This is a genomic window from Pseudomonas sp. LBUM1658, assembly GCF_059716055.1.
On record NZ_CP166798.1, the window covers coordinates 4256422 to 4279884 of the forward strand.

At 57.4% G+C, this 23463-nt stretch carries 33 protein-coding genes and 2 pseudogenes; 5 read left to right on the forward strand and 30 right to left on the reverse strand.

From position 1 onward, the window contains the following. Positions 1-50 precede the first annotated feature (50 nt). Positions 51-338 (forward strand): hypothetical protein, encoded by a 288-nt coding sequence (locus tag ACA064_RS19485; protein ID WP_497669575.1) that lies wholly within the window; start codon positions 51-53, stop codon positions 336-338. A gap of 78 nt (positions 339-416) precedes the next feature. On the opposite strand, the gene ACA064_RS19490 is transcribed toward ACA064_RS19485, so the two are convergent. Next, complete coding sequence (locus ACA064_RS19490; protein WP_497669576.1) at positions 417-644, reverse strand: hypothetical protein; 228 nt, start codon at positions 642-644, stop codon at positions 417-419. A 253-nt stretch (positions 645-897) separates the two neighbouring features. Between ACA064_RS19490 and ACA064_RS19495 the strand changes: the two genes are divergently transcribed. Beyond that, positions 898-1137: a hypothetical protein gene (locus ACA064_RS19495; RefSeq protein ID WP_497669577.1), complete on the forward strand. Its 240-nt coding sequence runs from the start codon at positions 898-900 to the stop codon at positions 1135-1137. Between the two features lie 147 nt (positions 1138-1284). Here the strand turns inward: ACA064_RS19495 and ACA064_RS19500 are convergent, their stop codons facing one another. Then, positions 1285-1488, reverse strand: a complete 204-nt coding sequence (locus ACA064_RS19500; protein ID WP_497669578.1) for a hypothetical protein — start codon at positions 1486-1488, stop codon at positions 1285-1287. A gap of 81 nt (positions 1489-1569) precedes the next feature. Between ACA064_RS19500 and ACA064_RS19505 the strand changes: the two are divergent. Together ACA064_RS19505 and ACA064_RS19510 are read left to right on the forward strand one after the other, a co-directional pair. Then, positions 1570-1890: pseudogene (locus ACA064_RS19505) on the forward strand (SOS response-associated peptidase family protein); the annotation flags it as partial. 62 nt (positions 1891-1952) lie between these two features. Beyond that, entirely contained in the window at positions 1953-2738 is a 786-nt protein-coding gene (locus ACA064_RS19510) for a hypothetical protein (RefSeq protein ID WP_497669579.1), read from the forward strand. Positions 2739-2754: 16 nt separating this feature from the next. On the opposite strand, the pseudogene ACA064_RS19515 reads toward ACA064_RS19510, so the two are convergent. The 12 genes and pseudogenes from ACA064_RS19515 to ACA064_RS19570 all read right to left on the reverse strand — a co-directional run. Further along, positions 2755-2889 (reverse strand): annotated as a pseudogene (locus ACA064_RS19515) (lysis protein); the annotation flags it as partial. A gap of 25 nt (positions 2890-2914) precedes the next feature. Beyond that, complete coding sequence (locus ACA064_RS19520) at positions 2915-3118, reverse strand: hypothetical protein (RefSeq protein ID WP_497669580.1); 204 nt, start codon at positions 3116-3118, stop codon at positions 2915-2917. Positions 3119-3355: 237 nt separating this feature from the next. Next, positions 3356-4063, reverse strand: coding sequence for a hypothetical protein (locus ACA064_RS19525; protein WP_497669581.1), 708 nt, complete (start codon positions 4061-4063; stop codon positions 3356-3358). A gap of 183 nt (positions 4064-4246) precedes the next feature. Further along, positions 4247-4501 (reverse strand): DUF2514 family protein, encoded by a 255-nt coding sequence (locus tag ACA064_RS19530; RefSeq protein WP_497669582.1) that lies wholly within the window; start codon positions 4499-4501, stop codon positions 4247-4249. Continuing rightward, positions 4498-4923 carry a cell wall hydrolase gene (locus tag ACA064_RS19535; protein ID WP_497669583.1) on the reverse strand — a complete coding sequence of 142 codons (426 nt, stop codon included), beginning with the start codon at positions 4921-4923 and terminating at the stop codon, positions 4498-4500. Before ACA064_RS19535 ends, ACA064_RS19530 begins: the two co-directional genes overlap by 4 nt. A gap of 59 nt (positions 4924-4982) precedes the next feature. Beyond that, complete coding sequence (locus tag ACA064_RS19540) at positions 4983-5636, reverse strand: tail fiber assembly protein (protein ID WP_497669584.1); 654 nt, start codon at positions 5634-5636, stop codon at positions 4983-4985. Position 5637: 1 nt separating this feature from the next. Beyond that, positions 5638-6120: a hypothetical protein gene (locus ACA064_RS19545; protein ID WP_497669585.1), complete on the reverse strand. Its 483-nt coding sequence runs from the start codon at positions 6118-6120 to the stop codon at positions 5638-5640. A gap of 65 nt (positions 6121-6185) precedes the next feature. Next, positions 6186-6866, reverse strand: coding sequence for a hypothetical protein (locus tag ACA064_RS19550; RefSeq protein ID WP_497669586.1), 681 nt, complete (start codon positions 6864-6866; stop codon positions 6186-6188). Continuing rightward, positions 6866-7174: a hypothetical protein gene (locus ACA064_RS19555; RefSeq protein WP_497674289.1), complete on the reverse strand. Its 309-nt coding sequence runs from the start codon at positions 7172-7174 to the stop codon at positions 6866-6868. Before ACA064_RS19555 ends, ACA064_RS19550 begins: the two co-directional genes overlap by 1 nt. Positions 7175-7182: 8 nt before the next feature. Beyond that, on the reverse strand, positions 7183-10806 hold the full coding sequence (locus ACA064_RS19560; RefSeq protein WP_497669587.1) for a TipJ family phage tail tip protein: 3624 nt from the start codon (positions 10804-10806) through the stop codon (positions 7183-7185). Positions 10807-10865: 59 nt separating this feature from the next. Then, on the reverse strand, positions 10866-11477 hold the full coding sequence (locus ACA064_RS19565) for a tail assembly protein (RefSeq protein WP_497669588.1): 612 nt from the start codon (positions 11475-11477) through the stop codon (positions 10866-10868). Between the two features lie 57 nt (positions 11478-11534). Then, positions 11535-11885 (reverse strand): hypothetical protein, encoded by a 351-nt coding sequence (locus ACA064_RS19570; protein ID WP_497669589.1) that lies wholly within the window; start codon positions 11883-11885, stop codon positions 11535-11537. 128 nt (positions 11886-12013) lie between these two features. Between ACA064_RS19570 and ACA064_RS19575 the strand changes: the two genes are divergently transcribed. Further along, positions 12014-12256 carry a hypothetical protein gene (locus ACA064_RS19575; RefSeq protein WP_497669590.1) on the forward strand — a complete coding sequence of 81 codons (243 nt, stop codon included), beginning with the start codon at positions 12014-12016 and terminating at the stop codon, positions 12254-12256. Between the two features lie 321 nt (positions 12257-12577). Here ACA064_RS19575 and ACA064_RS19580 read toward each other — a convergent pair whose 3' ends face one another. From ACA064_RS19580 to ACA064_RS19655, 16 genes are all read right to left on the reverse strand, one after another. Next, positions 12578-12733 (reverse strand): hypothetical protein, encoded by a 156-nt coding sequence (locus tag ACA064_RS19580; protein WP_497669591.1) that lies wholly within the window; start codon positions 12731-12733, stop codon positions 12578-12580. Between the two features lie 25 nt (positions 12734-12758). Next, on the reverse strand, positions 12759-13523 hold the full coding sequence (locus ACA064_RS19585) for a C40 family peptidase (RefSeq protein WP_497669592.1): 765 nt from the start codon (positions 13521-13523) through the stop codon (positions 12759-12761). Positions 13524-13525: 2 nt separating this feature from the next. Beyond that, positions 13526-14278: a phage minor tail protein L gene (locus ACA064_RS19590; RefSeq protein ID WP_497669593.1), complete on the reverse strand. Its 753-nt coding sequence runs from the start codon at positions 14276-14278 to the stop codon at positions 13526-13528. Between the two features lie 11 nt (positions 14279-14289). After that, positions 14290-14628, reverse strand: coding sequence for a phage tail protein (locus ACA064_RS19595; RefSeq protein WP_497669594.1), 339 nt, complete (start codon positions 14626-14628; stop codon positions 14290-14292). A gap of 3 nt (positions 14629-14631) precedes the next feature. Next, positions 14632-17682, reverse strand: a complete 3051-nt coding sequence (locus ACA064_RS19600; RefSeq protein ID WP_497669595.1) for a phage tail tape measure protein — start codon at positions 17680-17682, stop codon at positions 14632-14634. Between the two features lie 27 nt (positions 17683-17709). Further along, positions 17710-17970: a DUF1799 domain-containing protein gene (locus ACA064_RS19605; protein WP_497669596.1), complete on the reverse strand. Its 261-nt coding sequence runs from the start codon at positions 17968-17970 to the stop codon at positions 17710-17712. Between the two features lie 62 nt (positions 17971-18032). Further along, positions 18033-18416 (reverse strand): phage tail assembly chaperone, encoded by a 384-nt coding sequence (locus ACA064_RS19610; RefSeq protein ID WP_497669597.1) that lies wholly within the window; start codon positions 18414-18416, stop codon positions 18033-18035. A 3-nt stretch (positions 18417-18419) separates the two neighbouring features. After that, complete coding sequence (locus tag ACA064_RS19615; RefSeq protein ID WP_497669598.1) at positions 18420-19076, reverse strand: phage tail protein; 657 nt, start codon at positions 19074-19076, stop codon at positions 18420-18422. Between the two features lie 70 nt (positions 19077-19146). Beyond that, positions 19147-19563 (reverse strand): phage tail terminator-like protein, encoded by a 417-nt coding sequence (locus ACA064_RS19620; protein ID WP_497669599.1) that lies wholly within the window; start codon positions 19561-19563, stop codon positions 19147-19149. Beyond that, entirely contained in the window at positions 19560-20216 is a 657-nt protein-coding gene (locus ACA064_RS19625; protein ID WP_497669600.1) for a hypothetical protein, read from the reverse strand. The genes ACA064_RS19620 and ACA064_RS19625 overlap by 4 nt, the downstream gene beginning before the upstream one ends. Further along, the gene (locus ACA064_RS19630; RefSeq protein ID WP_497669601.1) at positions 20213-20581 is read right to left on the reverse strand and encodes a hypothetical protein; all 369 of its coding nucleotides are present in this window, start codon (positions 20579-20581) and stop codon (positions 20213-20215) included. Before ACA064_RS19630 ends, ACA064_RS19625 begins: the two co-directional genes overlap by 4 nt. A 44-nt stretch (positions 20582-20625) precedes the next feature. Beyond that, complete coding sequence (locus tag ACA064_RS19635) at positions 20626-20850, reverse strand: hypothetical protein (protein ID WP_497669602.1); 225 nt, start codon at positions 20848-20850, stop codon at positions 20626-20628. A gap of 42 nt (positions 20851-20892) precedes the next feature. Then, positions 20893-21393, reverse strand: a complete 501-nt coding sequence (locus ACA064_RS19640) for a DnaT-like ssDNA-binding protein (RefSeq protein ID WP_497669603.1) — start codon at positions 21391-21393, stop codon at positions 20893-20895. A gap of 3 nt (positions 21394-21396) precedes the next feature. After that, on the reverse strand, positions 21397-21654 hold the full coding sequence (locus tag ACA064_RS19645; RefSeq protein WP_497669604.1) for a hypothetical protein: 258 nt from the start codon (positions 21652-21654) through the stop codon (positions 21397-21399). A 51-nt stretch (positions 21655-21705) separates the two neighbouring features. Beyond that, positions 21706-22647 carry a major capsid protein gene (locus ACA064_RS19650; protein WP_083333948.1) on the reverse strand — a complete coding sequence of 314 codons (942 nt, stop codon included), beginning with the start codon at positions 22645-22647 and terminating at the stop codon, positions 21706-21708. 11 nt (positions 22648-22658) lie between these two features. Beyond that, positions 22659-23387, reverse strand: coding sequence for a hypothetical protein (locus tag ACA064_RS19655; RefSeq protein WP_497669605.1), 729 nt, complete (start codon positions 23385-23387; stop codon positions 22659-22661). Between the last annotated feature and the right edge of the window lie 76 nt (positions 23388-23463).

A 23463-nucleotide genomic window follows, 5' to 3' on the forward strand; every position in this document is an offset into this window, starting at 1 on the left:
ATAGAGCCTACGATCAAGATCTCTCCTCTTCTCGCAGGATCAACGTCCAAATGGACACGCTCAATAAGGGCGAAATACAAGCAGCCCTAGCGGCACGGCTTCCCAGCTACCTGGTTGAATGCAGCCTTCATCCAGACGGTACTCTTTCAGCGGTTTTGACCGGACCTGGCTCGGATCATTTCGCGATCACTGGCATAGTCAGATCGAACTACTCTGGGAGCGATTCAATCGCCAGGCTTGCCCGGGAAATTTTGGAAGAGATGGTCCTGGCATGGCAAGGAATTAAAGTTGGCCGTCTGCAATTAATGTCTGACCTTGAGTTTTCTATCTATCACTGATGAAGAAAGTTGGTCAGGGATAAAGTCTCAGCGATCGTGCTTGCTCGTTTCCACCCCTCATGAACTCAGCGCTAACGTTCAGGCAATCAGAATCTTCAGTCGCTGCTGAAGCGCCGACTCGAACACCAGATAGAGGTTTTCGGCGTCGCCAGCCCTCAGTGCGCCAGCCGTCTCAAGACCCAGCACAAACCCTTCGGCTCGCGCACCGGCCTTCACTGCGACAATCATGGTATCCGCCCGCCCGATCTGCGCCAGCAACCGGTCAGCTTCGCGCTTGGTACTCGGCCCCAATACGACGTCTTCCACAATTGCCATCCTGCTTGTGATCCATATCGCGATAGACCAGCCAAGGCGTGAGCCGTTCGAAATAACCACCACCCGTCAGCACCAACAGTGCAAAACAGTTCAACTCGGTCCAGACTCGTTGGAATGCCATATGCCGTTAATGGTCAGGAACGATGACCACACGCCAAGCGATTTTACATCGCTCGGCGCCTGACTAGAAGGAATGCCAGGAGAGCGTTTTCACCTTCGAGTCCTGCCAAAAGGAAATGCCGCTATGACCCCAATCACTTCGAAAAAAGCGCAAAACTCCCCACCGCCTGAATCCATCGACATCAGTAATCAGCTCTTTGTTGAAGCGGACCAGCTAAGCAACGCAGCCTATGCGCTCCTAAACAACCAACCTATTACGGCTCAGACCCTTGATGAGTTTTCGGAGCTCAAAAGGCGCGCGGACCAAAAGTACCTGGAAGCCCGTGAGGAATGGCTGAAGGCCAAAGACAAGATCAATCGGTAAGCCAAAATGAACTTAAAACGCTTTTTTGCGCTGCTTTTCGTCATAGGTGGAGTGTGGCTGGCAACGGCCTTCGGGGTGGTGAGCGGGCTGCTGAAATAACTTCTTGCCGGTAACCTGCACTGAGTTCTTCAGTGCTTCATCTTGAGCTCAATGCAGGGTCCGCGGCGGACCTCCCAAAACCCGCAGCTGATAGTCCGACACCGCAGTCATGAGCGCTTCCGCTTCGAGTCGCAGGCGCTCGAATTCTTCGGCCGACACCACGCCTTTCGCTTCGTTGTACCGACGCAATGCTTGCAGCGCTTTCTGCACTAGCGGCTGCCCTGCCGCGATTTTCTCGTCAAGAGCTCCCATGTCAGCCTCCATTGCCAACTATTTGATGCGGATAGTATAGGCAGATTCGCACGCCGCCCCAGCCGGGAGGAAGACGGCGGCAGGGATGGTGCGCCAATCATGTGTGCGGCAATCGGACAATACCCCATCGAAAGACGTGAGCCGGGTGAGCATGACGGCTTTGTGATTATCACAGCAGACAGCGCCGGCGGCATGGTCGACATCCATGATCGCCGGCCAGTCGTCCTGAATCCCGAACTGGCCCGGGAATGGCTCGACCCTGCAACGCCCAGGGAGCGGGCCGAGCAAATGGTGCTGCTTCAGGGTGAGCCGACAGAGGAGTTCGAGTGGTACCAGGTAGATCGGGCCGTGGGTAACGTGCGCAACCTGGGATCTCATTTGACGCTGAAAAATATCGGCTAGAATCTATGACACCATAATATGTTGTATGCCCCTATAAAAACAAAACCCACAGGGAAGGTAACATGACATTCGCTATCAATCTTACTCTTCTCATACTCGGAACAGTGGGCACTCTTGCGGCATTTGGCGGAGAGACTTGGAAAAAAAACAGTGACCAACTTTTACAGCGAATCACCCTTCGAGGGTGGCTGGCACTAATCTGCATCCTTTCAACGCTAGGACTTGGTATATTAAAGGAGCGAATCAACTCTGAATCCAGCGCAAGATCAGAGTTAGCAAAAAAAGAACTTGAAAGCAAACTTCTTGCCACTGCCGAAAATCTCAGAACAGCAAGAGAACAACTAGACAACGTGACATCCGACCTGCGAAGTACCAGGCTAAAACTGTCATCCCTCGAACCAAGAATACTACAGGCAATAATTACAACTACCAAAGGAATAAGACGAGAGGCTGACTTTGCTACACCGCACATACCAAGAAACACTCAAACAGAAATCATCTCAGGAAAGACCAATAAACCGTTAGTGCTCTACGGCGGTGATTTTATCGACTACAACGTATTTTGCAGCGAATCAAGCGATACGTTATATAGAACTGCAAACCCAACCAAGTCATCAAGGCTAATATTATCTGTAGGAAGCACCCAATATGCATTGGGCGAGCATGGAAAGCAAATGATCCTAGGTAATATTGGAGAAGAAATGAAAGCAATCATAAGTAATTTTGGACCACCTGTTAATTGCGATTTAAAAATACTTGTCGAATCGGCCGACAGAACGCGCGAAGCAACCTTACTTGATCCTCTAATGGAGTTAATCCAAGAGGCAAAAGTTGAAGCAGACAAATAAACCTCGCAGCTGACTCTCAGCGCGTTATTTCCCTCACGTAGGCTTGGCAGGCAGCGAGCGCTATTAGTCCTTGATCTCCGGCGTCGGTGATGGCGACAATTCGTTGAGCATACGCAGGGTCAAGTCTGGCGCGCGCTCCTCCATAAGCCACGCTGTCGGCGGCGGTGTCGACCAACTCAGTGAAGTAATGGCACCGGCCCACCCAACGCCCAAAGCTGATACTTCGACACTGCGGTCATGAGCGTCTCTACCTCGAGGCGCAGACATTCGACCTCCTCGGCAGGCTTCACACCTTTCGCTTCGTTGTACCGGCGCAATGCCTGCAGAGCCCGCTGCATTAGCGGATCCCCTGCAGCTATCTTCTCGTCAAGATCTCCCATGCTGGCCTCCATTCCCGATCATCTGATCAGGGCAGTATAGGCGGTCTCGCACGCCAGCCCCATCCGCTAAAACAAGTCGGAGAGCACCGTGGGTGCTTGCGAATTAGCTGGAGGAATGTTTCTGGGGGTTATACAAGCTTTCAGGGGCGCTAAACGCCCCTAAATGCCTCTTCAGGAAACATGATTGATACAAAAAATGGCACGAAATCAGTACGAGCGTTTAGGCTGTTCGATCTATCATTTTGACGTCGAAACCGTTTTTAATTTCTCACCAGAATACCTCTCTGCAAGTATGAAAGGGGTAAGAACGGTATCCGGCTCAAAAACTCTAGCCTTAATAGCGCCTACTGCAAGCAATGAGTTTTGAAGTGTTGCATCACTAATATCAACCAAAGTAGGCAGCGTGATACTAAGTTTTGGAGAATCCATTCCAATCTTTAAAACAGTTATTTTACCAGAAAGTAGGCCAGCCTTGGCAGCTGCAGAAATCGCGAATAGACTACCGAGGTCAATATTGGCCTTAACCGTTTTTACATCCGCAACAATCCTAACCCCAACACCAACTCTTGTCATACGATTATTACTGCCCATACTATCCGTATATTTAGCATAATCCATAACAACCTGATAATTACCAGCACTCGCAGACATTTTAGAAGAAGCAAAACCTACAGTCGTCTCACTGTCTATCTTCAAAACAGAAATAGTTTGCATCTCAAGTGGAAGCCTTCTATTAACTTCAGAATTTGTAAGCTCTCTCCAGAAAATCCTTTTCTTCCCTTTTGATCCTGTCTCGTCAATCCATTCTGAACTCATCGGAGATACAGATACAAAATCTGGCGGCTGAACACTTCTGTCATCAGTACTAGGATTATCAACCACTGTCGCACACCCACTTAAACAAATTGCAAAAACCACCAAAGCACTTTCCATTTTCATTTTCATTTTCTCTCCATAAAATTCTGGCTTGTTACTTGGATACGTTGGCTGATAATCAGCAGGGTGAGGATAGCTGAAAAATCCTAAAAGCTAGAAGCCGAGGGATCGCCAGCCCCTAACGCCATCGACGTTGTCGAACTTGCTCATATAGGCGTCCTCCAGACGGTTACTAACAGAGCTCGTGAATCCCTAGCCATCAAAGGTGACCTGTTTTCTTGCGTCATTTGAAACCTCGTTCACGGCGGTCCGCCAGCGCTGTTCTTCCTTTCGGTTGGTGGTGGTCGTGGCGGCCAGGCCTTTCGCTTGGAGCACCTGCTGGTCCGGCCACTTTGCTTTCCAGTCCTTGTCCGCCGAGTCGTACCGGTGCTGGTAGACACCATAAAGTGCAGCGCCTATCAGCAGTGCGAGCACGCCGAGACCGACTAGGCGCCACGGCACACTCACGGCACATCCTTGAAAAAGACGTGATGTCCGAGCCTCAACGTCTGCTTGGCACCGGTTGACCAAGCGGGAGCCTTCGGCATAGTGGTCGCGTAGTAGTGCGTGGCGCCGCCAGTTGGATCTGGCGCTTTACCGGACATGACGTGCTCAGCGGCGATCTGCGCCTGAGCAAACTCGCGGAACGGGATCGGCTTCGCGCCGCTCAGGTAGGCATAGTTCGGGTCGTTCTTGTTCCAGCAGCTGAACTGGTACGGCTTCTGGCACACACCCGCATAGCCCTCGCCCCACCATGACTTGGTCTTGCCGTCGTTCACGCGGTTACGGATGGTCCAGGCTACGGCGATCTGCCCGGCCAGGCCTTCGCCACGCGACTCGCCCCATAGCGTGCGTGCAAAGATATCCCGGTCTTTCTCAGTGGCAGTCATACTTTTCTCCAGGCGAAAAAAAGCCCGCGCTTGGCGGGTATGGGGGGTATGGCTGTCGGCTACAGCGCTTGGGTAGCGCGAGCCATTGGATCGGCAGCGATCACGGGGGTTACTGGCTCGACCGGCCACTCGGGATTGGCAGGCCATGTCGCTTTGGCGGTCACCTTGCCCAGCGCGAACTTGTACGCCTTCCAGGCTTTGAGGTTGAGCAGCAGCGCGGCCTGCTCGGCTTCGTCCTCTTCGGTCGCTTCGCCAGCATCGATGCCGTAACCGAGGGTGTCCACTCGATCCTGAATGCGGGCAATCTGCGTTACCGCTTTGGCGTTACGGGCGGCAAGCTCTGCTTTGGCGGCAACTAGCGGATCAACAACGGGAGGTTCGACAACAGGCGGAATAAATACAGGGGGGAGTTCAAGTTCCTCAACCTCAACGTGTAAGGTAATGCTGTGCTGTAGGTCAGCAGGTTGGCCGTCAACAGTAACAGTAACGGTCAACACTTGGTCTGCGTAGCTGATAGCAACGACCGCCCCTAAGTCCATTTGGTTGACGACGTATCCCCAACCCAACGGCGGCGGGGCCATGCCGAGTGTTCCGAAAACAAGATACTTTCCGGATGACGGATGTTTGGTAGTTACAATGTCAATCCCAAGCGAAGTAACGTCGATAAGTTCGCCGGTTGAACCAAGAATATTTATTGCTGCGCGGGTGGTCATTTCAGATTGCCTTCAGTGTGCCGTCAGCGGCGCGGGTGGTGTTGCCGGTGTGGTAGATTTTTAGGAAAGGCGCGTCTGTATAGCTCCCCGCCCTGAAACCTATAATGCTTCCCGTCGTCCCTTGGCCCATGTAGAGCTGCCCCCCCCAAGTACCGAAAGGAAAGCCCATGGCGACCATGTTGCCCGAGGAGATTCCCGTGGTTCCGATGTATTGCGTGTTTCCGTCCTGAATCGCATAGAAGCCAGACCGCCACTCGTTCATGCTGGTGGCCATCGGCGTATCTTTAATACCTATACCGTATGTCCCTACCCCAACGACTTGCCCAACTTCACCACCTACGTTCTTAAAAGCGGAGGTTCCTAAAATCGACTGAGTATAGTAAAGCTCGTCGAAGTTGGCGTTAGTCTTTACGCTTGCACTTCGCGGCGTATCGCCGCCAACTCCACTTGGCGGGGTGCCGAGTGCAATAGTCTGCTTAGCCATTTGCCCTTCCTTAATTCAGTCAATAAAAAGCCCACACTTGGCGGGCGGGCCTGAAGATCAATTACTTACGAGTTCATCTTGGCGAATACCGCCGGGAGAAAGAAGGCAAACGGGTTTGATGCCGCCGCCGTGATCGCGTACAGGGTTGAGTTGGGGAAATCCCACCAACAGTACAGCCGGCGACCAATCGCACTCCCCGAAGTCATATCCATGCCGAAGGTATTAATCAGCATGTATTCATTCTGAGGAAAGTTGAAAGGCACGCTGTAGTAAATGCGCGTCAATCCCTGAGCGTCAGTGTCGTACTTGACATAATTCCAGTTCTGGAATGTTCGTGTGAAGGTCGCGCACGGCGTGCCTGAGTCAAATATCAACTTGGATGCGCCATCCCATAACCTCATGCCGAAAGCGGCGACTGGCTGGGCAGTAAACGCCGCAACGAAATACCGGCCGTTTGGCTGCGCTGTAGTGGCGCTGTACGCTCGAACATAGAACCCTGTCCAATTGCCCGCAGATCCGATAAGCCGCATCAAGCACAGCCCGGCCACCCCAGCCACAGTATCCGGCCTGACAAAAACCAAGGGTGGCTCTTGCGAAGTCACGGGCGTGGCAAAGTAAGTGGTTGAGCCCATTCCAGACTCTTCTGTCGGAGCGAACCGACCCGAAGCAATCACGACCAGCCTGGAGTATTCGGAATCAAGCACCACCGCGTTGCTGTTGTTCGTGAACTGAAGCCCGTATGTCATTAGTTGAACCTCATCACAATCAATCGCATCGTTCCGCTTGAAATGGTACTCGCGGCGAATCCGCGCGTGTGGTTGTAGACCCTGGCCACGCCGTCGAGCAGCTCGGTTTCAAACTGCAGTGCGTTTGCGGCGTAAGCACCATTGGGTACGACGATTGCCGAACCATTCCCCGGCCCTACGCCTGGAACCGCGAAGTCCTGACTGGTCTTCGCGGCATTGGTAAACGAGACCAGCGTGGAAAGCACCACGCGAATGGTGAAAGAGTTCTCGTCAATCTGGAGTGCCCCGTCAGCACCCCTTATCTGCAGCCCATAACTCATACCGAGAGATCTCCAAGCTGCACCCGCAAAACACCGTTCGCGTCGTAAACCTTCACGGCTCGATTGGTGATCGTCAGGCGGCCACCACCCGCGACCACGCCGTTTATTTCAAGCGTGCCGTCCTTGCTCAAAATCCAGCCGGAGTAGCCCGCAATGTAATTAGTCGAGCTGATGTAGCTGCCGATCTTGGCGTTGGTGATGGTGCCGTCCTGAATGAAGGCTGAGTTCATGAACACCTGTCCGCCCTGCACCGCAAACGGAACCGAGATGGCGCCGCCGGCAATGGTGTTGACGATGGCGAACCGGTCCGCGCTAACCAGGAACTGGCTTTGCAGGCCGGCACCTGTGTTCTCGATGCCGAGACCAATACCGGCGGCGATGTACTGCCCAGTTCCGGAGTTGTACTGCATCTTCACAGACCACATCGTGCCAAGCTTTCCATCCGTGGACACCTGAGCCTGAGACACTGTCTGAACGGCCGCCGAGGCACCATTGGCAACGGCCTGCACCGTTGTGATCTGGCTTGCCAAGGCGCTGTCAGCAGTTACCCTCGCGGTGGTTTCCGTCTGGATCGCAGCGCTGTTAGCGCCAACAGAAGCGGTGACGACATCGATCCGCTGACCCAGCGCAACACCGTCTTCGATTCGCGCCGATTGCTCAGACCAGACGCCGACATAGATCTGCTCCGAACCAGCGAACCCGGCTGTATCGCCAGCAAGAGCTGGATTTACCTGTGCGTAAACGCCGCTGATCTGGGTTGCAAGCACGCTATCCGCACTTATCCTGGCGTTTGCCTCCGCAAGTATTGCGGCAGAGTTACTGCCGGAGGTCGCGACGACAGAATCAATCCGCGCACCAAGGGCACTATCCCCGGCCGCCCGTGCAGTGACCTCCGTTTGAACGGCTGAAGCTGCGCCGCTGGCGGTAGCTGAAACGGTATCAATCCGTTGGCCAAGCGCTGTATCCCCGGCAACGCGCTCAGTTTTCTCCTGAACAACTGCGGCTGATACATCGCCAATCGTTCCAGCGACTGCACTAATACGCGCATTCACCGAGCCCGGCAGCGTCGACGCTCCGTCGATAAGATCGATGCGGCCCAACAAGTGCGGGCCGAGGTGGCTTTCGTTGATCTGATCCTCGATCAGTTCCAGAATCTGACCAGCCTCCGAGCTGGACTGACCCATGACACCCATCCCGGGCGGGTACCAAGGCCCGATGTTGCCGGTCCGATCCACCAGGCGCGCCCAGAAGAAGAACGTCGCGCCCGCCAGCAGACTCTGCATCGAGTAATCGCTTTGTGGGTATGCCAGGTCGGCCAGCTTGGTTGCAGCTCCCAGACTGGTGGTCGGGCCGTACCAGATCTCTGTGCGCTGGGTATCCTCGGCCCCTGCAGGAAAACCCCACTTGAGGCCAATGCCGAACAGCAGCGCGGTAGTAGTCAGGAATGAAACCGATGGCGGCAAACCTTCCTTGCCGTTTAGTTGAGTCAGGTTCGAGCTTTTCCAGATGGACGAGATCTCGAAGGAGCTCACCGCTCGGACCCGAGCCAAGTACGCGCCAGAGTAGATGCCGACGACGTCGACGCCGAGCGCGCCCGTACGCTGGACCTTGATCCAGTTGCCATTGTCCTTACGCCATTCCACGTCATACGCCACTGCGCCCGGTACGGACGGCCAGGCAATAGTCATCGTGGTGACGGCAATGCCCTGGGAGACGATGGTGTTCGCGGTGATCGCCACGCTGGCCGGCGCCGGAACGACGCTGATCGGAATCACGCTGATTGGGCGCTCTTCCAAGCGCGCGCCGGTGTCGATGTGCGCGAATTTGCTCGGGTCGTACTGAATCGCAGTGATTTCGAAGACGCCAGGCTCAGGCCGCGAAACGCTGGTGACGCGATACAGCGGAATAGCTAGGTCGTCAGCATCCAATGCCCAGACCAGCTGAGGCTCGGGCGCGACAGAGTAAGTGGTGGTCACTGTCACGGCGCGGCCACTGACCGATTGCACGGTTCGCGCTTCGCACTTGCCGCTTGGCAGGTTCAGGATCAGTCGGTCACCGGCCTTGGCCTGGGTGTCGCGGTCCAGGGTGACGACGCGTCCGGCCACCGCCGAGATCCGGCCGCCGACTGCGCGGCCCGCCAGCAGCTCATCCGCCACCGGGATGACGTAGCCAGGCAGCGGGATACGGCCATCGAGTCCCACCTTGAAGGAAATGCCCCGGTCTCGGGAGTTCGTCAGCAGCGCCCACTTGCCGCGGCGCTGGGCTTCGGACTCCCGGGTGCAGCCGATCGCGCTGAGCTCCAGCGGATTATCGCCATAGCGGCGCTGCAGTTTCGGATCGGTCACCGACGTGACATCAGTGTCGTAGTTGTTCGCCGGGTCGTCGTAGCTGATCAGGGCGCGGCTGTACCGGGTGCGCTCCGATGCGCTCGAGTAGCTGAACTTGCCGCCGATGACGTTCGCTCGGGTATAGGCGAAGTCGAAGTCGGTCGCGCGCGGCATGTCGGCCAGAGAGAAGACCTGGCCCTGGGCCCAATAGGTCATGCCCCGGTAGATCGCCGAGATGTCGCGCAGCAGTGCCCAGGCATCAGCCTTGCCCTGCAGGTTCAGGTTGCAGATGAAGCGCGGTTCTTGCGCGCCCTTCCCGTCCGGCACCAACTGATCGCAGTACTGGGCGATCCGGTACAGTTCCCACTTATCCACTTGCCATGGCTTGATGCGCCGGCCGAGGCCGAAGCGGTCGTTGGTGGTAATGCCGTAGGTGACCCAGGCAGGGTTGTCGGTCCACGCAAGCTTAAATGTGCCGTCCCAAATCCCGCTGTAAGTGCGGGTTTCTGGGTCGTAGCTGGTTGGCACCTGGAACTTGCGCAGCTTGCACTCAAGCGTAACAGCCGGGATGTTGCGGAACTGTTCGGCAGAGAATTCGACATACAGCAGCGCCGTGTTCGGATACCGCAGCTTGGCGTCGATCACCTCGGTGAAGCCAGCGATCTGCATTGTGTCGGCGATTTTATTGTTGTTCTGGTTTGCGGTGATGCGCGTCACTCGGAGCAACCAACCACTGGTAGCCGACGGCAGATCGATACGGCGGCTGCGCTCGTAGGGACTGGTGGTCTTGCCATCTACAGCTTCGCTCAGCACCTGTTGGTAGGGGCCGCCATCAGTGGCTAGTTCGATTTTGTACTCGATCCGATAGCCCTTGATGTTGTTGCTGTCATCTACTGACTGCAGCGCCGGCCAGGCGAAGCGCAGGCGCACGGCCGACAGCTCGATGTTGCTGATCGCGCGAACCCATGGCGTGCCGCTGCGCAGCTCGATACCCAGAGACGTTTCGTTCTCGACTGAGGGAATGCCTTGGATGTAGCTCTGATCTACCGAGCCGTTGCGGAACTCCCACTTCACGTTAGGGAAGTTCATGTTGCCTTGCGGATCCTGCAGTGGCGTGTTGTCGAGATAGATGTCTTGCGCAGTCGGCTCTCCGGCAAACTCGCCCTCACCAATAGCAATCAGGATCTTGGCTACAGCCACCGAGCGAAGGCTGTCCGGGGCTTCTGTCGGAGACTTTGGCTTGTCGGATCCGCCCTTGGCGCCGTGAATGTCGAGCTGTTGTGCTGCGCCCATGCTTTTCTCCAGGCAATAAAAAGCCGCCTCATGGGCGGTTGCGGTATTCGATGGGCGAGCTACATCTGGTCTTCGGCGTAGATGGCGGCACTGATGATCGCCCCACCCACCCGGCGCTTGCCGATGCAGAGCGGCACTGGATTGCCAGACGCCGTGGTGTTCTTCGCGCTACCGAACGCATAGCCCGAGGTGTTCTCGGGCGCGGCGCTAGTCTTCAGCCCCTTGGGTTGAGGGCTGAGCATCTGAATTACGCCGCCGGCAACCATTGAGGCGCCCATCATGATCAGCGCGGACCCGAAGGGCGCACCAGCCCCAAACGTACCTCCGGTGATGATCAGCCCAGCCACAATCAGCACCACCCCGACGATAGTTTGCAAGACGCCGCCACGCTTGCTGCCAGTGATAACAGGCGCAATCCGGATATCACCATCGCCGCCAAAACCAAGCTCGTCTTCACTGATGTTCGTCTTTCCTCGAAAGACAGCAAACTCCAAACCTCTCGATTTGGCATTGGAAAGGAATCGTTCGAAGCCTGGAATCTGGACGCACAGAGCTTTTATAGCCTCAGCCGGCGAGCGGACAGATAGCCTGAACGAGCGCCCAAACTGCCGAAGCTGACCGTAAAGCAGGATCGTGGTCATGGGTTGATAGTTGATCGCCAGCGCAGCCATTCTTTTCTCCAGACATTAAAAAACCCGCCAGAGCGGGCCTTGAATTCGATAATAAATTTACAGACAACTTTCCAGCGCGGTCAGCCGCTTCCTTGCAATCCAGTTATCAAGGACCACATAGTATTTAGCGACTGAGCCTGAGGCGCCCGGCTGAATGTCAACGAAATATGCTGAGCCTGCCGTGAACACCGTGTATCCGCTATCTCTGCCTGGCTGCTGTGTCGCGCCAGGCTCGCCTCCAAATATCGGCTGATTCTGCCACTCGTACTGGACGCATTTTGCGAGAGCTGCATCAGTCTTTTTCGAATACAAAATCTTGTGCGGCCCTTCCTGACGAGCTTCGTTCATAGTCGGAGCCATACACCCCGCCAACAACAGCACCGCCACCGCCCCTATCAAAATCCGCATGATTCTTCCTCATCCTGAAAGTGGCGACTGTATCACCAGGTGGCGCCTGTACGAATCCACACGTATCAGCCTGGATATCACTTTGATATCGTCGAAGCCTCACGCCTTATGGAATCAGGAGCTAATTCATGGATCAGAAACGTTTGAATTCAACGCTAATTCAAATCTACGACTTCTCCAAAGGGAACATGACCCACGCCGAATTATTAGCTGCAATCGACTACGAGGCCGCTGATGCTTTAGCGCGTCAAGGGCTAGCAGCGTGCCAAGTGGTGCAGTTTGCAAGTGGCCGATACCGGTTTCGCTGGACAGCTACCTCTCCAATTACTCCTCTTGGAAAGCAACATCTGGAAAATCTCCTTCCAAAGTAACGCAGTCGAATAGCTGTATCCAAAGACGGGATTCCCCAGTCCTTTGCCTGTAAGCCCAAGGACTGGGATAGCGCCAATCTCGGCGCGGTTACGCAAGGAAAGTGAAAATGAGTCAAACGCCAGATAGTTTCAACCGACACGATGCCTTCGCTCTAGGTCTCGTTCGGACAATCCAAGCTCTCACGGCAGTTGTATATCGGGATGCTCCGGAGCGAGCCAAGCTTGAAGAACAATTGCGTACGTATCTTGAAGGTTCCGCAACGGGCTTGTCTGGCGATCTGCTTGGGTTCTATAGGGCACCAATTGATGGTGCGCTGAAAATCATTGAGCAGATAAAGGCTGCACAACCGAAGGAATAAGCCTGGAGTCTTGAATCTGCTCACTGAACCACAGTAGTAGCTTCTGCGCATTGTCATCAATTTCTGCATCGACAATGCGCACCTGCCCATCTTGAGTTACTTCGAATGGCTGGCTCATACCCGTCTCCTGCGGCCATGCCGCATCATGTGGTTGGTTGTGCATCTTTGTGCCTGAGAACCAGGCGCGCCCTATCCAGCCATGGACCGCCAAAGACGATGACCTCCGATGGGCGCCCATATAGATGGTGCAATAGGAAAGGCCCGGGGCCGAACGTATCCGACTCTTCGCCCGGCAGTGCCGGATCTGTACCAAGGTAGATCCCTGCATGGTTCGGGTGAGCCGTCCGGCCGACAGCCATGACGATCATGTCGCCTCGCTGTGGCTGATCGACCTTCACAAAACCGGCGGCCTCGTAGTTGGCCTCGTACAGACTGGCGTTGTCAGCGCTCTCCCACCAGCCATCGGCGCGCTGGAAGGCCTCGAACTCCAGCCCCCATTGACGCTTGTACCAATCCGCGCAGACCTGCCAGCAGTCCCAGGCGCCGTGCACGAATGGTCGCCTCAGCAGCGGCGTGTCGCCGGTAGGTACGACCGTCCTGAGGTCCGCCTCGGGCCAGCTGAGGATGTGCCATGGCAATGCCGTCGCCTCGCACATGGCCAGGTCCCGCGGTGACGGCCGGCTAGTGGCGTCAGGATGCGAATGAAAGATGCCGATGACATCGCCTACGTCTTCCGCTGCGGCGTAGTCCTCCGGATCAATCCGGAACTCTTCGCTCGGCTCGGTCGAAGTGTTACGGCACGGAAAGTACTGCTGCTTCCGCCCGATAGCCAGTAGCAGGCCGCAGGCCTCTTTCGGGTACTCGGCCGCCGCGTGCGCGTGCATCGCGCTCAGGATGTACTTGCGCATGGTCAACTCCGGGCAATCAGGGAGACGGCTGGGAACCCGCCGTGGTTGAGTTCGTTGTTCTCGCCGAAGCGCAACTTGCAGGACTTCAGCCCGCCCTTGCACTCGTCCATGCTCGGATCACCAGTTGGGGCATCGTCGTCGTCAAACATGGCTGAACCGGTGTAACCGCAGTTCGGGCCGCGGTAACCACCAGTCATTGCCCAGTGGCAGAAGGTCGTCATCTGGCGGCCAGGCAGTCCGTGATTGTCGATCTCGCCCGGGGAGGACAGCTCCCACTGCACAGCCTCACCGTCTTCGCCGGTCTTCTGGTCGATGTACCAGATTTCCAGCGCTTCCTGAGTCGGGTCAGCGGTCGGGTTGCCGTCGGGGAAGTTCACCTCATCCAGGTACTGGGCCAGGGTCTCGCGAACCGTCAGCTGAAACTTCAGCAGATCCTCGAAGGCCAGGCACAGGGCGGTGATTCGCCCGCTGACGTTGCCAGCACTGAACACTGGTCGTGTCGCGGTGCCGTTACTGTCGGCGGCAATACCTTCAATTTGCACCGGCCAGGCCGCGTATTCGTTGCCCTGCCACCAGATTGATTTGGCTGGAAGCTCTTCCTCCGACCCCTCGTAAGCCAGTAACTCAGTGGGTGTGTGCGGGATTGCGTGGGCATGGAAGCGCAGGATGTCGGCGCCGTACTCGCTACCGTCAATCTCGAACAGCCGCACTTCCCCGCCGGGCTCCAGTTTCTGGATGTCCGCGATTAATGCCATCAGGGTTTTCCTTAGGGGGCGAAGGTTTGTTCGAAGGTGGCGGTCAGGGTGTAGACATTGCCGCCCTTATGGGTTGGCTTATAGCCGTTGCATTTGTACAGGCCGAGCTCGCCAAGCGGAGGCGTCCAGAGGAACCCCTTCGCACCCTTGTGGCGATCGAGGAAGGCAATGATGTCCTTGATCCGATCCTTGGCCCCGGTGTGGCTATAAGGCCAGGATTGTTGCTTGCTGTTGATGCCATCCGAAACAGTCTGGCTGTAACCGTCGCCAAACTGCTTGGAGCGCGCCCGCTGGGTGATATCGCCAGCGGCGCCCTTCTCGATCTGCCAGGTAAATGTTTCAAGTGCCATAGATCATCCCTTCACTTGTCGGTGGCTTGCTCCGCCCTGGCGCCAAGACTTGGCGATTTCCTCTTTGGCGACGGAGCGCATCCGCTCTGCCATATTTCGCTGGAGCAGTTCAGTGTCGAGCTCTGCACCATCCGGCCGGCCCGATTCCTCATCGGTAATCACCGTGATCGGCATGCTGAGGCTGATGCTTGTGCCGCCACCTCCGCCACCCATCGCCATAACGCCAAGCTTGCCATTGGCAGTCCGGGTGAGAGGCATGATTGCCTCTTCCCCCGCCTCGCCCATTACCCCGGTTTTGCCGTTAGCCATACCAAAAGCCGTTGGCTTACTGACAATGCTGTTTGTGAACGCACCGCCATCGGCAAACATCTGCACGCCCGAGCTCCAAGCACCGCCGTCGGCCTGCGGAAAATATGTCGAGGAGTATCCCGCCTGGGTTGCCCCGGCATTCGACGAGGCCGCACCGGCAGAGCCAGCAGGCAATCCATTACCACTGCCGCCCGCGAAATAGCTGGTCGCAGCACCAACCAAGCTGCTCAGTAAGGCTGAACTGGCCTGGCGCGCGGCAATCCTCGCCATATCGGCCAGGATCGACTTCGTGAAATCAGCGAACGACCCCTTCCCCGTCATGGCGAAGTTGACGACCGCGTCTTCCATCGAGCCGAAGGCGTTGCTGAACAGGCTTTTGGTCTGCCCGGCCGCATCCCGCGCCGACTCCAGGTAGTTCTGCCAGGCCGAAGAAGCGCCTGAGCTCCAGTCACCTTGGGCTGCCGTCATCTGGTCGTAGTTGCTGAGCGTCGTGTCGTGCAGATCCTGCTGGGTGGCTTTGAGGGCGCCCAGCTTGGCGGTGTACTCGTCGAGACTCATCCCGCGCGAGCCATCGCCGTACTGGTTGGCCAGGTCCAGCTTCTGCGAGTTGAAGCGATCGTCGATGGCGTTCTGCTGGTCCGTCAGGCCGCGCTGCCGGTCACCCTGCCCAAGTCCTGATGCAGCGCGCATGCCCTGCTGACGCAGAGTGTCGACTTGCTGCTGTAGGGCGCTGGTGTAGGTCTGAACGGCCAGAGTCTGCTTACGCAGTCGACCGTCTTCATTGGTGGCGATGATCGAGAGCTGGCTGTCTGTGTCCTGCTGAGCCTTGACCATTGCCGTGCGTGCGTCGGCGATCTTCTGGTCGATCTGGATGATTTGCGCAGCACTCGCGCCCTTCTTGGTTTTGGCTGCCTCAAGCGCCGAGATTTCAGCCTCATAGCCTTGAGCAATCTCGTCCGACTGCTGTTTCAACAGGCTAACCCGCTGTTCCGTGAAGCTGGCCTGGGAGATAACCCCGGCACGCTGGGAGGCTTCGAGTTCCTTGTCGGCGTTTTGGTAGTAGGCCAGGGTCTCTGCGAGGACGTTCTTCGCATCGTTGAAGCCGGTCAGATTGACGTTGCCCGCAGATCCTTTCGGATCCTTGAACTTGTCATTGAGGTTAGCCATGTTCTTGGCGACCACTGCTGGGTCAAGCCTGGAGTCGTTCGGGCTGACCTTCCGGATATCGTCCAGGCTTTCCTTGTAGTCCTTGATCGCCTCGGCGCGCTTCTGCTCGTTGGTCAGTGACGATTTGGTCAGCGTGTCGACCTTGCTCATGGCGGTCACTGCAGACTGCTGTGCCTTTGCCTGCTCGCCTTCGTATTTGGCTATGTCAGCTTCGGCCGCCTTCTGATCCTCCAGCATGTTCAGCCGGTTGGTGTAGAAGTCAATCATCTCCTGCTTGTTCTGGAATGCGCCAACATCCCCCGACTGGGCCTTAGCCAGATCCAATCGAGCCTGTTCGATGTCGGCGCCGATGTCCTGGCGCCCGATATTCTTGAGGCTGTCCGCGGCGCGCGCAACTGCATTATAGCCCTTCTCCCAAAAACTCAGGTTCTCCAGGATCTTCGGCGTGCGCTCATTGATCGCGTCGGCGTACTGCTCGGTCGCAAGCTTCACCGCTCCAGCGTGGTCGCCCTGTTCCTCGAGCGCGACGATCTGGGCGTACACCGAGGCTGTCAGGTAGTGGTACTGCTCGTTCAGCGCTGCCGACGCCTTGACCGGGTCATCCGCCAGCTTCGAGAACTCGGCAACCGTCTCGCTGACTGCCTTGCCCGTGACTTCCTTCATGGAAACCGCGGCCAGTGTGATGCCTGCAAAGCTCTCGCCGGCGATCTTGCCATTGCCAGCCAGGGTTGCTAGCACCTCAGCGGCGGCACCGGTGGTCCCGACAGTTGCGCTCACCTGGCGCGCCATGTCGCCAAGCTGTCCGGCGCTCACGCCTGCAAAGTTGCCGGTGAGTACCAGGGACTTGCTGTAGGCATCCTGCTCTACGCTGCCTTTGTAATAGGCCACTCCAAGCGCACCGACGGCAGCAGTGGCTAGGGCAATCGGTCCAAGGATCGCGAGCAGCCCGGTAGCCGACGCACCAGCGCCTGCACCCAACTGAGTAACAGCGCGAACGCCACTGCCCCAGTCGCCAGAGGATAGAGCATTACCCAGTTGAACGACGTTCTCCTGCGCCTGGCGGGTGCCGAGCCGCAGCTTGTCGAAGCCGGTAGCAGTCTTCTCCAGTGCCGCGTAGTTGCCGTCGATCTTACTCAGTGCCGAGTTGTACTGGTCCTGACTAATGCGGCCGGCGTCCAGATGCCTACCCAGGTCCTCGACCTGCTTGTCCAGCTTGGCCATCGATGCTCGGGCCGGGTCAAGCGCGCCGAGCAGGCTGTTGAGTGCTTTCTGTTCATCCAGGTTGGACTTGACCAGTGCGGCCTGCTGCTTATCGAGCTGCGCGGTGATCTTGGTGAACTCCGCCTCACCGTAGGCGCCGGTCTTGGTCAGCTTCGTCAGATTCTCGCGCTGTTTCGCCAGCTCCTGTGTGGTCTTGGCGCCGGTGGAGAGCGACTTCTCAAGCGCCTCCATTTCCTTCATCAGGCCAAAGGCAGACTGCTCAGCCCGATCGCCAGCCTTGGTTAGCTTATCGAGATCGGTTGCAGCCTGGGCAGCATCAGCCGAGTCGACTTTAATGCCGAGTTCTGCAATGTTCATCGACTCACCTTGAATAAGTGCCCGCTCTCACGGGCTGTTTGCGCGCGCCTCCGCCATGACGCTGAGGGCTTCCGCCTCCATCAACTGCACGTCACGGAATATCTGGGGGCGGTCTTTTGCCGGAATGCTGAGAAGGCGCATCACTAAGGGCAGCACGCCATAGTCGAGGCCGGTAGCGCCGTAGGATCCGGCGCGCCACTGGGTTCCCATCGAGTCCATGACGAGAAAGGCGCTCCAGTTGTCTGCCCATACCTCGATTGCGGCATCGGGTATATCTGCACGCGACAAGCCGAACGCGGCCAGATCGGAGTCCGACGGCCCGGGCTCATACAGAGCGCGAGCCGCCGCGGTCAGTTTCCCAGGCGAGCCTTACCGAAGGCGTCGCTGTAAGCCTTCACCACCGCTTCCGATACACCGACGCAACTCTTCACAAGGGCGGTTATCGACTCATCGCCGAGCTTGTCGCCAAAACCCCAGGAAACAACCAGGTCCTTGATCTGGTCGACACCCTGCTCCACCTCTGCCGCGGTGATTTCCGCGAGCGTTGGCTCAATGCCCTTGAAGCGCTCGCCCAGCGCCTCTGCCTTTTCCTTCCAGGAGTCGAAGAGCTCGGCCAGCGCGGTGCGATCTCGGTATTTGAAGGTGAGCGGCACGTTGGCCGGCTTATCGCCGACTTGAGGGATGGCCACGTCGACTGTGAACGTCGGCTTTGGAGCGATTGAGAACTTGGCCATGGGTTACACCGCTGCCGCGTAGCGAGTTGGGCGACCGGTCAGGGCGATACTGATGGTCCGGGCCATCAGGCTGTTCCGGTCCATGGTCGGTGTCGAAGTAATCGAAACATACCCGTTATAGACAATGGAGCTGCCGCCCGGGAGGTTGAGGCGCAGGACTCGAACCTGCTTGTCCTCATCAGCCGCTTCGCAGACATCTACGTATGGCTTGGACGGATCATCTGCGACCGTGATGGTGAGAGTGATAGGGTTTTTGGTGGTAGGCATCTGCCGATCATCGTCGTCAGCCAAAAAACCGAAGGTGAAAAACTGCTGATCACCACCGGCCGAATTCAGACCTGTAATCTGCGAAATCTCGGCGAAGGAAGTGACTTCGCGCACCGATCCAACGCCAGAGCCAGCAGGATACTGCTGAACATTCGTGGTTTTGATGCCACCAAGTGCGAAGGTGCCGCTGGCGATTTCGCCCACCTGAACCGCTCGACCATCCAGTCGGGTCCACCCGGAACTGACTGCGATGATGTCTCCCTCGGCCAAGCCGTGTGCCACCGCCGTAGCAATGGCCGGATTCGCATTGGTCAGCAGGGTGAAGGGGATCGCAGCGCCGTAGGCAGAAGCAATTTCGAATGTCGCGCCGTTAGGCATTTGAATGCCAGCCATGGGTTTTTCCTCTTTGCAGAAATGACAAAACCCGCTCAATGGCGGGTTCAGGGGTTGCCCAGCGGGCGAGTTAGAAGGTGTCGGCTCGGTACTGGAACGAGACCGGCAAAGCGAATGCGGTGTCTTCTTGCTGCTCTGGCCCAGGCTCTACCGGGGTCATCACCTGGACGGTGAATCCAGTCTTGGTCAGCCGATCGTTTAGGGGATACAGCGCGGCAAGTTCGTCGGCCAGCGTCTCTGCGGCGCCGGGACCTGTGCCAACAGGCGTCACTATCGTGATCTGAAACACGCCGGTATAGAGCCGATGCTCGCCAGCAAGGTCATTGCTGGCGGTACCGGCCGGGAGCGTGAACGCTCGAATGAAGGTCTCGTTTGCCGCCGGCGTGAAGCTCACGTTCTGGTAGGAGATGCGCAGGACTGGGGCTTTCGTCTTCGACCAGTCCAAGAGACGCGCCTCGAGCAAGGACCGGATGATCTTGTGGCTCATATCTGGTTGTTCCTGATGGCTTCATCGACGATCTGCTGGAAGCGGGCCACAGTGATGCGGACCATGCCGCCGGGCGCTTGGGTCGAATGCCCGAACTCCAGCGGGATAGCGTACGGCAGGTTGTTGATGAGGTAGGCAACTTGCCCTGCGGTGAAGTCGCTGACTGCTGATACCAACGCGGCGATCGTCTCTTGTCCACTCGGATCAACCTCGTCAAACGTGACGCTTTCAATGGTGTCCAGCGATAGGTGCCAGTTGGCCCGGAACCTGCCACCTACGTAGTCCTTGCCAGCGACCAGCCCGTTCACATTGAAGTTCTGGTCGCGCTCGGTCTTGGTCAGCGGCTTGGCGTACTTCACGCCGCGCTTGAGCTTGCCAGACTTGGTGAAGTTGGTATCGGTCAGGTTGATGACTGTGTTGCGAATGGCGACCTTGAAATCGTAGTCATCGGCGGCCCGGGTGGTCGCTTGGCGGTGAGTGACGTTCGCCGCCCAGATTTCAGGGTTGCCCACTGGCGACATACGGATAACGCTACTGCCGAGTTCGATGATGATCTCGCGAAGGCTCGCGTCGATGGCTTCAGTGGCCTGGGCTGCGAACTCGACCAGGCTCAGGGCGAAGCTGCCAGTCTGACCTGCCACGGCGCGGCTCATGACCGCACCTGCAGCTCATACAGAATCGGCGTGCCGGCGGGATTGATCTCTTTCAGCGGAGGGACGATTGACCAGGTGCGGCCTTGGGCGATGACCTTATTCAGCAGCCCCGGCGCCCACTCAAGACTCTGAGCGGCGATCTTGAGCTTCTTGTCGCCCCGCCTGATCAGGCTGTTGGTTTGGAACTCTTGGCCGGTGAAGTCGACCAGAATGCCTTGAGCGGCTTGCTCAATGACAGTATCTGGTGGTGTTGATCCGGTCTCAGGGTCGTACTCGCCGACTTTGATGTCCTGGATGGTCACGGGTTGGCCGAACTCCGTGATCATGTCGAGAGCCATCACGGCCATTTCGTCGTAGAAGGCCATGAGGGGCTCCAGATGTGATAAGCCCCGCAGTTCGCGGGGCTCGATTACAGCTTCAGTTGATCACTTTTGGCAACGCCCGGCTTCGGAAGGAATAGCTTATTGCGCTCCGCTAGCAGGTTAGTTGCGTACTCAGCAGCTAGGCCCGTTGCCACGGCACCCGTAAAGCCGTTTGCCAGTAGCACCGAGAGCGCTGCAGAGGCGTACGTGTCCCACGCATCCTTCTGGTCTTGCATTTTAAGCTTTGAAACAGATCGGTTTTCCGTAGCCATAGTGCCACTCCACTATTCGGGGAGAAACGAGACTACATCCGCTCAAGCCCTCACTGCAAGTAACCCGCGCCGCTGCAAATAGTCCGCAAACTGAGTAGCGCTCGGCCGATCCGGCGCCGCCGGCAGCAGTCGGCCGCTGGTGTTGGATATCGTCGCGTACTCGCGAGTCACCGCACCCTCGACACGCTCCAGCGTCACAGCGCCTTTGCGTTTGTCGATCGGGTCAATGTCGTCGGTGTAGATCTCGGCGGCCAAAGCCATCTGGCCGTACTGGATCCGCGCAGGAAGGTAGTTGTCGGGCTTGATCTGGCAGTCCAGCTCAACCCCGCGGCGCGGCCAGGACAGCGCCTGCTCGCCATCCGTCTTGCGGCCCTTCCAGGTCATGCCATCCATCGCCAAGGCGGACCGGCGAAGCAATGCCTCTTGCGCAGGCGCGTCCGCAGGGATGATCACGCCGAACTTGCCGGCGTACATGACCAGGTCCGCGGCGCTCGCGTAGCTCTCGGCGTCTGTCTTGCCGGTGCCGTCCTCGATGATGAGCATGTGTTACTCCGTATCGGTCAGTCGTTCAGACCCAGCACCCGCAAGCTCTTTGGTTTCGGGCTTGGCAGATTTCTTTTCCTTTGGCGCCTTGGTCTCGACCACTTCGACGTCGGCGGCCTTGTAAGCATCAGCCACCGCAGGCCACTCGCCTACCAGGGTGACCTTGGTCACGCCCGATTCTGGCCGGTCGAAGTATTCGGGATTTCGGTAGCGCTTGTCCGGATCGAAGTCCGTACTCTGCGCAGAATAAGTCAGTTCCATGCGTTCCTCCAAGGCAGCCCATCGCTGAGCTGCCGGATTTCGGATTGACCGTTAGGTCAGATTGATCAGTACGCCGGCGGTAACCTTGTCGCTGGTCGCGTACTTGGTCCAGTTCGCACCGGTGCCGATAGCTGCCAGGCTTGGGTTGATGCCGCCAACCGCGTCAGCCCAGCTGTAGCCGAGCAGGTCAAGGTTGAAAGTACCCTCGGCGCGGAAGCCCATCGCCAAGTTTTCCTGGTTGTTGATCGGGTACGACCGGAACCCCGGAGCTTGGGACTCGGTGATTTTGATCGCGCCCGCCTGCAGACCGAAGATGGTGTCGGCTGGAATGGTGTCGGACACCAGTACCGGCTTGCCCATGGTGCCTGGCTGGCCGCCGTAGATCACGACGCCCGCTTCTTCGTAGATCTTGTCGGTGATGGCTTGGTCGACCATATCGAAATAGGTCGCCGAGTCCATGGTCCACATCGCAATGCGGCCGAAGCGATCACCGAACTTGCGCATGCCTTTGGTCAGCGCCTTCTTGCCGTCAGTGGCAAAGCTGGCAGCCGCGACCATGTTGGCGTTCGCACCGATAGCTGCCTTCAGGGCGGCCATGGCGTACTGGATGTAGCCTTCCAGCACCGCGTCGGCGTAATCCATGCCGACCAGCTCGGAAAACTCTTCCGGGGAGCGAGCGCGGCGCTTGAACGCTTCTTCGGTAGTTTCGTAAGGGCCGTATTTGAACGGCACCTTAACGCCGACCACTTCGCCTGCGCCGATCTTTTGACCGACGACGGCCGCGACCGAGTTCACATCACGGTGAGCGATCGCGCCGCCGAGCTTGTAGAAAGCACGCTTGCGCAGGTCGCCTTCAATCAGTTCGTTGTCCAGCACGATTGCGCCGCCGGACGAGCCGTTGAATACGTCGATGACGTCCTGGATGCGCTCCAGATAGGCGGTTTGGGCAAGGTCGTTATAAACGATCATGTCCGAGTTGACGGTAGTCGCCATGTGTTACTCCGTTATTTGGGCAATTTCAGGTATGCGTCCTGCCCGTTCTTCGTGAGGAATTCACGTTTCTGAACGGAGGACATTTCGGAGCGCTTCAATGCGGCATTACCGCCACCCCCGCCCGGGGCATTGGTCCCTGAAGCCCTTGGCCACAGATGAGGTGCGCTTTCACGCAAGGATTCAGCCCACTCCAGAGGAGACAGTGGGGTTTTGCCGTCTTTGCCGAGGATGGCCTGGCCATCTTTGTCGACAGCGACTGCTTCGCCTTCTTCATTCAGCGAAAACTGGCCTTTGGCGCGAAGGATCAGATCGTCCGTCGCCTCAGGCAGCGCACCAGCCTTGAGTGCGGCAGCGCGGATAGAGTCACCGAGCACCTTGTCTCGGAACTTGCTGGCGAAGGCGTCGGACTTGTCCGCACGAGCTTTCTCGCCTGCCAGTTGTTTTTCGAAGTCACCGCGCAGGCGCTCCGTGCGCTTGCCGAAGACCTCGTCGATCTTGCCTTCGGTCAGCAGCTTGGTTTCTTCGTCCTGCCCGGCCTTGGCCAGCAGGCTCTTCACTGCATCGATGTTCAGGCCTTCGAACTGGCTTTCGAACTGAGTGATGCGGCCGGTGGCATCCTTCAGCTTTCCCAGCAGTTCCTTGTTTTTGTTGCTCAGCCCGGTAACGGATGCTTCGGCGGCGGACGCGATAGCGGCCTTGATTGCCGGGTTTTCCAGGTCGATTTCGTTTTCGTCTGCCACTTGATGCACCCCTTGGGTTTGGTCTGCCCGCTTTGCAGGCAATAAAAAACCGCCCGTAGGCGGTGATATGAATGCT